An 11,259-nucleotide genomic window follows, 5' to 3' on the forward strand; every position below is an offset into this window, starting at 1 on the left:
GTAATGGAACAGCTCAACGATGAGAATAAGAATCTATCACACTTATATTGAGTAGATACAAATCACTGAACGGCCCCTCTTACCTGAGAGTCTGAGAGTGATTTCTCAGAATGGAACTGATCAAGTCGTTATCATATCGGGCCGCCGATAGGGGCGGTTCGACAGGCGTCCGGGACCATCAGGGTCGACGAGGCAGCCTTCGAAACCATTGGCCATGTCAACGGGGGCGATCCCTGAACACGCTGGCAGCATGCTCAGGGATGGCTTGCTCGTTCATCAAAGGAACGAAATATGACCCGCAATATGATCGGCAGCGTGGCTGCCGGTGCAGCTGCACTGATCCTGCTCATCGTGTTTTTCGGCAGCTGGTACACCGTGGATGAAACAGAGCGCGGCGTACTCCTGAGAAACGGCGCACTTGTCGGTGTAGTGGACCCGGGACTGTCGTTCAAGACACCCTTTATCGAGACCGTCAAACTGATCAGCACCCAGAGCCAGGTCTCGGCTTACGAAAACCTCCAGGCCTACAGCAAGGACCAGCAATCGGCGCAACTCAAGGTCTCGGTATCCTGGCACGTCGCCCCCTCGGATGTGGCCAAGGTGTATACCCAGTTCAAGGATATCGAGGGCATCCGCGATCGGCTGATCAGCCGCCAGGTCCCGACCCAGGTCGAGAACGTCTTCGGCCAGTTCAACGCCGTGGCGGCCGTGCAGAACCGCGTCCAACTGGTCAATGATATTTCTGCCGCGATCAAGGCGTCGATCACCGGACCTGTGATCATCGACAGCGTGCAAGTCGAGAATATCGACTTCAGCGATGCCTATGAAAAAGCCATTGAGGCGCGCATGGCCGCCGAAGTGCAGGTCAAGACCCGCGAACAGCAACTGGCCACCGAACAGGTCCAGGCACAGATCCGTGTAACCCAGGCACAAGCCGAGGCTGACGCCCAATTGGCACAGGCCAAGGCCGATGCCCAGGCCACCGAGCTGCGTGGTCGGGCCGAGGCCGAAGCGATCAAGGCCCGCGCCCAGGCACTGGCAAGCAACCAGAACCTGGTGGAGTTGACCAAGGCGGAGCGTTGGAATGGAGTGTTGCCAACGACGGTATTGCCAAGTGGCACCCTGCCCTTTATCGATGTCCGGCAGGACCGCAAGTCCGATTGATTGCAGGAGTCAGCCTGCCCGCGATGGACGTCAGGGATGACGGGCATCGCGGCATTCCCAGCCCATCGACTTGGCGAGTGACGGCAGCTACGGGACTTGGGCCTCTCCATCGATCCAGCCTTTGAATGCCTCCAGGGCTGAAACGATTTGTTGGCGAATCTGCGGGTCCGCCGCAATGCCCGCTTCATCCATATCTTTGGCCAGCAGATTCACGGTAATCGATGCTGGTTCGACGATAGTGGCTGACATCGTTTCCAGCACCAGCCTGAGCGCCGCCTGGGCATGACTCGCCCGCGGTGATGCATTGAACAACGCCACGGGTTTACCGGGAAATTCGTGACTGGCCACGAGCCAATCCAGCGCGTTCTTGAACGCCCCTGGAATACCCCGCGCATATTCGGGACAAGAAATCAGAACGCCATCCGCCCGACCGATCAGTTCGCGCAACGCCAGCACGATTTCCGGAGGTTTGTCGGCCAGGTCCGGGTCGAAATGCGGCAACTGCCCCACATCCAGATAATGCTGGATCACCATTCCTTGCGGACTGAGCCTCTCGGCGGCACGAAGTAGCGAGGAATTTGAAGAGGCCGCCCGAAGGCTCCCGGAAACTGCCAGTAACCGAACCATTGATACCCCGATGCAACCGAAAGGCCCAGGAAAGAAAAGTCCGCTCAATGGCGGGCACTTGTGAAGCTCGACACTCATGAGCCCATTGTCCGGGAGTCTGCGAATATCGACCAGCGCCGGAACAGAAACTAGAGTTTCGTCCCCAGCCAAAAGGTACAAAGTCGAAAAGCCGGTGATCGCCGCTCCAGCCCCCAAGCCAGCCACCGAGTCAGACACCCAGCGAATCGTTTTATTGTCCATGCCGCATACTTGCGTAAAACGTAGCAGAACGCGTCTACCCTGACGCCCACCACCGAAGTCCATTGAGGGTAAGTAAAAAGCCCAACGTTTGAGAATGGATTTTTAGAGAAAGATGGGCGGCGGTCAACCAACCGAATGTGTGGCGGTATTTCAAGAAAGGCGTGGCTCGACTACCAAACCGCTGCAGGGACGGCCTGCCAGGTACGGATTCGATGTGCGAGAAAACTCGTCATACACGAGACGCAAAAAAGGGCCAACCTTTCGGTTGACCCTTCCAGACCGCCCAGCAGAGCGGATTTTGTTTGGTAGGCGCGATTGGACTCGAACCAACGACCCCCACCATGTCAAGGTGGTGCTCTAACCAACTGAGCTACGTGCCTGCTGTGAGGCGGCATTCTACGGATTTCCGAAAGGCTGTCAACCCCTTTTCCTTCCGCTAAGCCTATGAATATGCGTATTTTTTAGTGAACACCCGGAAAACGAAAAGGGTCAACCTTTCGGTTGACCCTTTCTGACCGCCCAGCAGAGCGGATTTTGTTTGGTAGGCGCGATTGGACTCGAACCAACGACCCCCACCATGTCAAGGTGGTGCTCTAACCAACTGAGCTACGTGCCTGCTGTGGGGCGACATTTTGCGGATTTTCTCAAAGGTGTCAACCCCTTTATTTCGCTAACCCTTTGAATACGCGTATTTTTTACTGAATCGCGGACAAACCGGCTTTTTCCCGGATGGCTGGCGAGGGTATTTCATCTAAGGTACGATCTGGCCACTCGTAAAAAATATAAAACAGAGGTTGCAGGATGGCGAACACCCCCTACCCCCAGTCCTATTACGCTGCTTCGGCGAACCCGGCTCCTCAACGACCTGCCTTGCAGGATGACGTCGAGACCGATGTGTGCGTGATCGGTGCCGGTTATACCGGGCTGTCCAGCGCGCTGTTCCTGCTGGAGAGCGGTTTGCGGGTCACGGTGCTGGAGGCCGCCAAGGTCGGCTTCGGTGCGTCGGGCCGTAACGGCGGGCAGATCGTCAACAGCTACAGCCGTGATATCGACGTCATCGAACGCAGCGTCGCTCCCAAGCAAGCGCAGTTACTCGGGCAGATGGCCTTTGAAGGTGGCCGGATCATTCGCGAGCGGGTGGCCAGGTACAACATCCAGTGCGACCTCAAGGATGGCGGCGTATTTGCCGCCATTACCAAAAAGCAGATGGGTCATCTCGAATCCCAGAAGAAGCTCTGGGAACGCTACGGCCATACCCAACTGGAGCTGCTGGACGAGCGGCGTATTCGCGAAGTGGTCGGTTGCGACCAGTACCTGGGCGGCATGCTCGATATGAGTGGTGGCCATATCCACCCGTTGAACCTGGCCCTGGGCGAAGCGGCCGCGGTCGAGTCCCTGGGCGGGGCGATCTACGAGCAATCGCCGGCAGTGCGTATCGAACGCGGTGCCAACCCCGTGGTGCATACCCCACAAGGCAAGGTCAGGGCCAAGTTCATCATCGTCGCCGGCAACGCCTACCTGGGCAACCTGGTGCCGGAACTGTCCGCCAAGTCGATGCCTTGTGGCACCCAGGTGATCACCACCGAGCCGCTGAGCGATGCGCTGGCGAAATCGCTGCTGCCCCAGGACTACTGCGTCGAGGACTGCAACTACCTGCTGGACTACTACCGTCTTTCCGGCGACAAGCGCCTGATCTTTGGTGGCGGCGTGGTGTATGGCGCACGGGACCCGGCCAATATCGAGGCGATCATCCGGCCGAAAATGCTCAAGGCCTTCCCGCAGCTCAAGGATGTGAAGATCGACTACGCCTGGACCGGCAACTTCCTGCTGACGCTGTCGCGCCTGCCGCAGGTCGGGCGCCTGGGGGACAACATCTATTACTCCCAGGGCTGCAGCGGTCATGGCGTGACCTATACCCACCTGGCGGGCAAGGTGCTGGCCGAAGCCCTGCGCGGCCAGGCCGAGCGCTTCGACGCCTTTGCCGACCTGCCGCACTACCCCTTCCCCGGCGGCCAATTGCTGCGCACGCCATTCACCGCCCTGGGAGCCTGGTATTACACCTTGCGGGACAAGCTGGGGGTTTAGCTGCCCGTAGCAAAGACTGCCATCAGTGCCCGGCCAGGGCCTTCGTTGCCTGGGCCGCCGCCTGCTCCTGGCCGGCCTGGGCCAGGTCGCCGGCAGCTTTCAGCCAGCGCTGCCGATCAACCTGGGCCGGCAATTGCGTCGGCGCCTGGATCAGCACCGCCCAACTGCCGGCATCCTTCCAGGCCGAAGCAAACGCGCCGAACTTCATCGGTGTCCGAGGACTCATGCCCGAGCGCAACAGTACGGTCTGCTTGGTTCGGTTGTAACCGATCAGCACCGCATAGCGCGGGGTCGACCAGACCCGGCCCTCGCTGAACCGCACCATGACCGGATAGCCGGCCGCCACCTGGGCCAGCAATGCCGACAACTCAGGGTCCAGTGGATACACCACCATACCGTACTCGCGCGCCAGGACCTGCATGTTGCGCTCAAGACCGTCCTCGGCCCCCGGCAACTTCAACGGCTTCTCCAACAACCCCGGTGTCACACTGACACTCTGCTGCGAGAGCATAGTGGCCAGTGCCATGGTGCCGCCTTGATAGGCCTCACCACGGAAGAACGGCACGGCATTGAGTTCAACTCGCTCCGGCAGTTGCCGGACGTCAGGCGAAACCCCACCGCCGGCACAACCGCCCAACCCCAGCAACAATGCGCCCACCAGCCACAAGCGCCGCCCCGGTACCGTTCGCAAACCTGTTGATCCCTTGAACATCTTCACTCTCTTGGTCAATCGCCAGGCCGTTCAACACCTGGCAGGGCCCTTGATCATAGGTCGCACACGAACGAGGGTATAGCCTTTCATTGCAGATTGGCTGACGCGATAGAGCGAAATGACTGACCCCACACGACCTTTGATCAATGGACTGAAACACAGCAACGTCTAGACTGGGCATATAGGAAGACGGCGTGAGTGAACCCGAACGGGCGAAGGAGGCACTGATGAGCCTTGTAGCGATAATTGCACTGTTGGTGCTCGGCTGGGTGAGCGTCGCAGCGGCCATGTTGTGGGGAGTCCTGAGAATCTCCCGTCGTCACCACCCCCCTACCCTGCCTGCGCAGCCCAAAGCCGCGGAACAGCCCCAGGCCCGTACTGTCACTGCCCACTGATGGTTTTTAACGAGAAAGGCCGCCTGAATCCAGGCGGCCTTTTTATTGACGCAACGGCAATCAGCCTTCTGCTACCTGACGCTTGTGCCGGGCACGCCGGGCCAGCATGTTCAAACCTTCGATCACCGCGGAGAAGGTCATGGCCGCGTAGACATAGCCCTTGGGCACATGGGCACCGAAGCCTTCGGCGATCAGCGTCATGCCGATCATGATCAAGAAGCCCAGGGCCAACATCACCACCGTCGGGTTGTCGTTGATGAACTTCGCCAGCGGCTCGGATGCCAGCAACATCACCAGCACCGCCACCACCACCGCGATCACCATGATCGGCAGGTGCTCGGTCATGCCCACTGCGGTGATGATGCTATCGATGGAAAAGACCATGTCGAGCATCAGGATCTGACCGATCGCCGCCGCGAACCCCAGGGATATGCCAGCCGTACTGGCTTCGACCTCCTTGGCCTCGGGGTCCATGCTGTGATGGATCTCGGTGGTAGCCTTCCACACCAGGAACAGGCCACCGGCGATCAGGATCATGTCCTTCCAGGAGAACGCCTGGCCGAACACCTCGATCACCGGCGCGGTGAGCTTGACGATATAGGCGATGGTGCCCAACAAGCCCAGCCGCAGGATCAGGGCCATGCCGATCCCGATGCGCCGCGCCTTGGTGCGAAACTGCGCCGGCAGCTTGTTGGTCAGGATCGAGATGAAGATCAGGTTATCGATGCCCAGCACGATTTCCATGACGATCAGCGTCGCCAGGGCAATCCAGGCGGTGGGGCTGACGGCGAGTTGCAACAGGTATTCCATGGTTCAGTCCTGATTCGGGAGTAAGGCGGCCACGTCCTGGCCCACCGATAGCGCAGCATTCTAGGGAAACGGACACTTCAGGAAAATTCGTATTTTTAAGCGTTATACTTCGGTTTTAACGAACTGAATGGAGCCCGATGCTCAACTATCGCCAGTTGCACTATTTCTGGGTCGTGGCCAGGACCGGCAGTATCGTCAGGGCCTGCGAGCAGTTGAACCTGACGCCACAAACCATCAGCGGCCAGATCAGCCTGCTGGAACAGACCTTTGGCGTGGAGTTGTTCCGCAAGGTCGGACGGCAGCTGGAACTGACCGAGGCCGGGCGCCGGACCCTGCCCTATGCCGAGCAGATGTTCCAACTGGGCAATGAACTGGAAGCCATGTTGCGTACCCAGCCGAACGAGCAGCAGCGACTGCTGCGGGTCGGGGTCGCGGATGTGGTGCCCAAATCCATCGTCTATCGCCTGATCGCGCCGACCATGGAGCTGGATGAGCCGATCCGTATCACCTGCCGCGAAGACAAGCTCGAGCGCCTGCTCGCCGACCTGGCGATCCAGCGCCTGGACCTGGTGATTTCCGACAGCCCCATGCCCAGCCATCTGGACATCAAGGGCTACAGCCGGAAGCTGGGAGAATGCGGGATCAGTTTTTTTGCCACGGCGGCACTGGCGGCGCGCCATGCCGATGATTTTCCGCGCTGCCTGCACGGCGCACCGTTGCTGATCCCCGGACAGGAAAGCGTGGTGCGCAGTCGGCTTCTGCGCTGGTTCGCCGAACAACAATTGCACCCGCGGATCGTCGGCGAGTTCGACGACAGCGCCCTGATGCAGGCGTTCGGCCAATCCGGCAGCGGGATTTTCATCGCCCCGAGCGTGATCGCCGAGGAAGTGTGCCGCCAGTATGGCGTCGAGCTGATCGGCCAGACCGATGCGGTAAGCGAGTCGTTCTACGCGATCTCGGTGGAACGCAAGGTCAAGCATCCCGGCATTGTCGCCATCACCGAGGGCGCTCGACGCGAGCTGTTTACCACGCCGGAAGACTAGGCGCTGACCGTCCGGGATCTGGCGCTCATCAGCATCAGGGCCAACAGGATCGACAGCAGGATAAAACCGGCGGCGGCAAACCCCAGGCTGCCCAGGCCCAGGTTATCGATTACCCGCCCCCCCACCAGCGCCCCCAGGCCAATGCCCAGGTTGGCACCGGCAATGTTCAGCGACGCCGCGAAGGCCGGTGCATGGGGTGCGACCTTCATCAGCCGCACATGGCTGACCAGGAACAGGGCCGCCTGGGTCACGCCCCAGACCCCCATGGCCGCCGCCAGGCCAAGGGTGGAGTGAATGCTCGGTACCAGGGCGACCATGCCGCCGATCATGAACGCGCAGAACACCATCGAGGCGATCAGCGGATGATGATCGACCATGCGCCCGCCCAGGGAGTTGCCGATCAGCCCTACGGCACCGAAGCCCATCAGGCACCAGCCGACCACCGTGCCGTTGAAACCGGCCAGGCGTTCGAGGATATCCGCCAGATAGGTGTAGGCCGTAAACATGCCGCAGAACACCAGGATCGACAGCAGCACATGACCGATCATCAGCGGACGACGCAGGATGCTGAACTGCGAGCGCAAGGACACCTGCTCCAGATGCAGGCGTGTGGCCGGCAAGTAGCGCCAGAGCAACAAGGCCTTGACCAGGGCCACCACCGCCAGGATCGCAAAGGCACTGCGCCAGCCCCAGGCGTCGGAGATCAAGGTGCCGACGGGAATGCCGAACACCGTCGCACAGACAATGCCGAAACCGATTTTTTCGATCGCGCGTCCGGCGTAGTCGGGGCCGACGATGTCCACCGCTGTTTCACTGGCCAGGGCCCAGAATACTGGCAGCCCCAGTGCCGGCAGCAAACGGGCGATGGCCATGACCCCGATATTCGGCGCCAGTGCCGCCACGGTGTTGGCCAGCCCGAACATCACCAGGATGCTGATAAACAGGCGCCGGCGCTCGAAACGCGAAAAGTACGCGGTCAGGAAAGGCCCGAATGCGGCGACGGTGAAAGCGAACAACGTCACCAGCAAACCCGCCTGGGGGATGCTGACGTCAAGGTCACGGGAAATCGCAGGCAGCAGGCCGACAATCACGAACTCTGTCGTCAGCACGGTAAATCCGGCGGCTGACAACAGCAGAATGGGCAACAACATGAATCACTCCAGAAACGACAACGCCAGCGACAGCCCGAGGGCCCGCTGAATAAGACATGAGATACAGAGGGGAAGTGAGCACTATAACAGAAGGGTTGTGGCTATGCGCGCAGGTGCCGGGCTGCCAGAAAGCTCTTGTGGGAGCCTGGCTTGCCAGCGAAGGGCCCCCTGGGGACGCCAAAAGCTTCGCGGGCAAGCCCTGCTCCTACAAGACCGACGAGAACTTGCCGGAATCGCTATCCCGGCAGATTTGAATCGCTATCAATCCGTACGAAATCAGAACGCACCCATGTAGTCACGCTTGCCGATTTCCACGCCGTTGTGGCGCAGGATCGCGTAGGCAGTGGTCACGTGGAAGAAGAACTGTGGCAGGCCGTAGCTCAGCAGGTAGGCCTGGCCAGTGAAGCGCTTCTCTTTCGGGGTGCCCGGACGGGTGACGATCTCGATGCCTTCCTTGCCGTCGATCTGGGCCGGGGTGATGCTGTCCAGGTGTGCCAGCACCTTGCTGATCAATGCCTGCAATTCGGCGAAGGTGGTTTCGCTGTCCGGGTAGGACGGCACTTCGATCTCGGCCAGACGCGAAGAAACGCCCTTGGCGAAATCGACCGCGATCTGCACCTGACGGTTCAACGGGAACATGTCAGGAGCCAGACGGGCTTGTATGAAAACGCTCGGCTCGATGTTCTTTGCCACCGCATGGGCTTCGGCCTTGTTCAGAACGTCGCTCAAAGCATTGAGCATTTGCTTGAAAACCGGAATGGAAGCTGCGTACAGGGAAATGGTCATGAGGATCTCGCAGTGAAAATGGCAGGAGTGAAGCTGGACGATTATAGCCAGGGTGAGGCGTATCGCGGCTTGTCTTTTTACGGCTGAAGGCCCTACGCTTACGACCTTTCAACGCACAGGGAAAAGCACAATGGGCAGCGAGCAAGAGACTTGCGTCGACCAACCACAATTGAGCAGCACGGAAATTCGCATCCTGGGCTCCTTGATCGAAAAACAGGCTACCAGCCCGGAAACCTATCCCCTGACACTCAATGCCCTGGTGCTGGCCTGCAACCAGAAAACCAGCCGCGAACCCGTCACGAACCTCAACCAGGGTCAGGTCGGCCAGAGCCTGCGCGCCCTTGAGGGCCGCGGCTTCACCCGCCTGGTGATGGGCAGCCGCGCCGACCGCTGGGAGCATCGGGTCGACAAGGCACTGGAACTGGTGCCGGCCCAGGTGGTGCTGATCGGCCTGCTGTTCCTGCGCGGTCCACAAACGGTCAACGAACTGCTGACCCGCAGCGGCCGGATGCATGACTTCGAAGACAGCGAGCAGGTCGTGCACCAGCTGGAGCGCCTGATTGCCCGCGGCCTGGCGCTGCTGATTCCACGCCAGGCGGGGCAGCGGGAGGACCGCTACACCCACGCCCTGGGCGACCCGGCGGATATCGAAGCCATCCTCGCGGCCCGTCAGCAAGGACCTGAACGCAATGCGGCCGGCGCGGTGTCCGTGGAGCGCATCGAAGAACTCGAAGCCCGGGTCGCCGCGCTTGAAGAGCGTCTGGCGCGATTGGAATAACCCGCGCCAATTCGTCATTCAACTGCGCGCAAAGGCCACCGCCTTCTGGAACTGTTCTTCGCTGGGCCGCACACCGGTGTACAGCACGAACTGTTCCAGCGCCTGGATGGCAATTACTTCCAGCCCGGTGATCACGCGCTTGCCCTGGGCCCTGCCGGTTAAAATCAGCGGGGTTTCCGAGGGCACCGCGACCACATCGAACAGCGTATCGGCCGCCTCCACCGCCGCAGCCTCGAAGGCCAGTTGATCCGCCTCCGGGCCGCCACTCATACCGATCGGCGTGACATTGACCAGCATCTGCGGGCGCAACGCCCCCAACTGCGCCTGCCACTCATAACCGCAACCCTGCGCCAGCGCCCTGCCCGCCACTTCGTTGCGGGCCACGATCACGCCATTACGGTAACCGCCATCACGCAGGGCCGACGCCACCGCCTTGGCCATGCCGCCGCTGCCGCGCAACGCGAAGCTGATGTCCTTGGGCACCGCGTGGGTCTCGAGCAACTGCGCAATGGCGATGTAGTCGGTGTTATAGGCCTTCAGATGACCGGCGGTATTGACGATGGTGTTGATCGACTGGATCGCTGCGGCGGACGCATCCAGTTCATCCACCAGGGCGATGCACGCCTCCTTGAACGGCATCGACACCCCGCATCCCCGGATACCCAGGGCCCGAATGCCGCCGACCGCGCCGGGCAGGTCCTGGCTGCTGAAGGCCTTGTAGTAAAAGTTCAGGCCTAGTTGCTCATAAAGATGATTATGGAAACGCAAACCGAAATTCCCGGGGCGCCCCGACAACGACATGCACAATTGGGTGTCTTTGTTGGGGTTCATCTGCATGTTTCATCTCCTGAAGGGTGTTTTCGGATAAATGGGATAGGCATTCACCCGACTTTCGTCGATCATAGCGACCAGCTGCAGGGCTCTGGCACCTGGCCTCGGCTACCTGTCAAAGAAGCCGTGCCAAGAACCTTACACAAAATTTACTCAACGGCTTGGCAATTTTTCAGAAAGTCGTTGTCATAGAAGTATCCCCGCGACAGTCCTTGAGTCTATTGCAGACAACAAGCGCTGGGGTTGGAACCCGAGGAATAATCATGATTCGTACAATCCCCAAGATAGCCTTGCTCGTTGGTGCACTCGCTGTCGCAGGTCAAGCCTCTGCCCACGGTGGCAACTGGGTCGGCCCTGCCTTGTTGGGTGGCGTGATCGGCGGAGCCATCGTCGGTTCGGTGATGTCAGAAAGCCGCCCGGCTTATGTTCAGCAGCCCGTGTATGTGCAACCGGCTCCGGTCTATGTACAGCAGCCGCCTCCGGTCTATGTCCAGCAACCGGTCTATGTCCAGCCGGCCCCGGTCTACGTCCAGGGTGGCTACTATGGTCGTCCTGTGTACTACGGCCACCCGCATCATTACTACGGCGGCCCACGCTGGTAATCGACAGGCAAAATACCCAGGCCCTGCTCGCAAGA

General features: G+C 60.2%; 11 protein-coding genes and 2 tRNA genes. 5 read left to right on the forward strand and 8 right to left on the reverse strand.

What is annotated here, in order from left to right; translation table 11 throughout:
• Positions 1-291: 291 nt before the first annotated feature.
• Complete coding sequence (locus M5B99_RS23035; RefSeq protein WP_248806221.1) at positions 292-1,164, forward strand: SPFH domain-containing protein; 873 nt, start codon at positions 292-294, stop codon at positions 1,162-1,164.
• A gap of 87 nt (positions 1,165-1,251) precedes the next feature.
• Here the strand turns inward: M5B99_RS23035 and M5B99_RS23040 are convergent, their stop codons facing one another.
• From M5B99_RS23040 to M5B99_RS23050, 3 genes are all read right to left on the reverse strand, one after another.
• Positions 1,252-2,031, reverse strand: coding sequence for an NADPH-dependent FMN reductase (locus tag M5B99_RS23040; RefSeq protein WP_248806222.1), 780 nt, complete (start codon positions 2,029-2,031; stop codon positions 1,252-1,254).
• 303 nt (positions 2,032-2,334) lie between these two features.
• Positions 2,335-2,411, reverse strand: a tRNA-Val gene (locus M5B99_RS23045).
• A 159-nt stretch (positions 2,412-2,570) separates the two neighbouring features.
• A tRNA-Val gene (locus M5B99_RS23050) sits at positions 2,571-2,647 on the reverse strand.
• A 185-nt stretch (positions 2,648-2,832) separates the two neighbouring features.
• Between M5B99_RS23050 and M5B99_RS23055 the strand changes: the two genes are divergently transcribed.
• The gene (locus M5B99_RS23055) at positions 2,833-4,116 is read left to right on the forward strand and encodes an NAD(P)/FAD-dependent oxidoreductase (RefSeq protein WP_248806223.1); all 1,284 of its coding nucleotides are present in this window, start codon (positions 2,833-2,835) and stop codon (positions 4,114-4,116) included.
• A gap of 22 nt (positions 4,117-4,138) precedes the next feature.
• On the opposite strand, the gene M5B99_RS23060 is transcribed toward M5B99_RS23055, so the two are convergent.
• Both M5B99_RS23060 and M5B99_RS23065 read right to left on the reverse strand, forming a co-directional pair.
• Positions 4,139-4,828: a peptidase C39 family protein gene (locus M5B99_RS23060; RefSeq protein WP_248806224.1), complete on the reverse strand. Its 690-nt coding sequence runs from the start codon at positions 4,826-4,828 to the stop codon at positions 4,139-4,141.
• A gap of 455 nt (positions 4,829-5,283) precedes the next feature.
• Complete coding sequence (locus tag M5B99_RS23065; RefSeq protein WP_248806225.1) at positions 5,284-6,033, reverse strand: TerC family protein; 750 nt, start codon at positions 6,031-6,033, stop codon at positions 5,284-5,286.
• A gap of 137 nt (positions 6,034-6,170) precedes the next feature.
• On the opposite strand from M5B99_RS23065, the gene nhaR reads away from it, so the two are divergent.
• Positions 6,171-7,076, forward strand: coding sequence for a transcriptional activator NhaR (gene nhaR, locus M5B99_RS23070; protein WP_248806226.1), 906 nt, complete (start codon positions 6,171-6,173; stop codon positions 7,074-7,076).
• Here nhaR and M5B99_RS23075 read toward each other — a convergent pair.
• Together M5B99_RS23075 and M5B99_RS23080 are read right to left on the reverse strand one after the other, a co-directional pair.
• Positions 7,073-8,227, reverse strand: coding sequence for an MFS transporter (locus M5B99_RS23075; protein ID WP_248806227.1), 1,155 nt, complete (start codon positions 8,225-8,227; stop codon positions 7,073-7,075). The two genes, nhaR and M5B99_RS23075, sit on opposite strands and share 4 nt — an antisense overlap.
• A 276-nt stretch (positions 8,228-8,503) precedes the next feature.
• Complete coding sequence (locus tag M5B99_RS23080) at positions 8,504-9,013, reverse strand: DUF1993 family protein (protein WP_248806228.1); 510 nt, start codon at positions 9,011-9,013, stop codon at positions 8,504-8,506.
• 130 nt (positions 9,014-9,143) lie between these two features.
• On the opposite strand from M5B99_RS23080, the gene M5B99_RS23085 reads away from it, so the two are divergent.
• Positions 9,144-9,791, forward strand: coding sequence for a YceH family protein (locus tag M5B99_RS23085; RefSeq protein WP_248806229.1), 648 nt, complete (start codon positions 9,144-9,146; stop codon positions 9,789-9,791).
• An 18-nt stretch (positions 9,792-9,809) separates the two neighbouring features.
• On the opposite strand, the gene M5B99_RS23090 is transcribed toward M5B99_RS23085, so the two are convergent.
• Positions 9,810-10,628 carry a shikimate 5-dehydrogenase gene (locus M5B99_RS23090; RefSeq protein ID WP_248806230.1) on the reverse strand — a complete coding sequence of 273 codons (819 nt, stop codon included), beginning with the start codon at positions 10,626-10,628 and terminating at the stop codon, positions 9,810-9,812.
• A 257-nt stretch (positions 10,629-10,885) separates the two neighbouring features.
• Here M5B99_RS23090 and M5B99_RS23095 point away from each other — a divergent pair, with 257 nt between their 5' ends.
• Positions 10,886-11,224 (forward strand): hypothetical protein, encoded by a 339-nt coding sequence (locus M5B99_RS23095; RefSeq protein ID WP_248806231.1) that lies wholly within the window; start codon positions 10,886-10,888, stop codon positions 11,222-11,224.
• The last annotated feature ends 35 nt before the right edge of the window (positions 11,225-11,259 follow it).

It is taken from the genome of Pseudomonas sp. MWU13-2100 (assembly GCF_023242365.1).
GTDB lineage: Bacteria > Pseudomonadota > Gammaproteobacteria > Pseudomonadales > Pseudomonadaceae > Aquipseudomonas.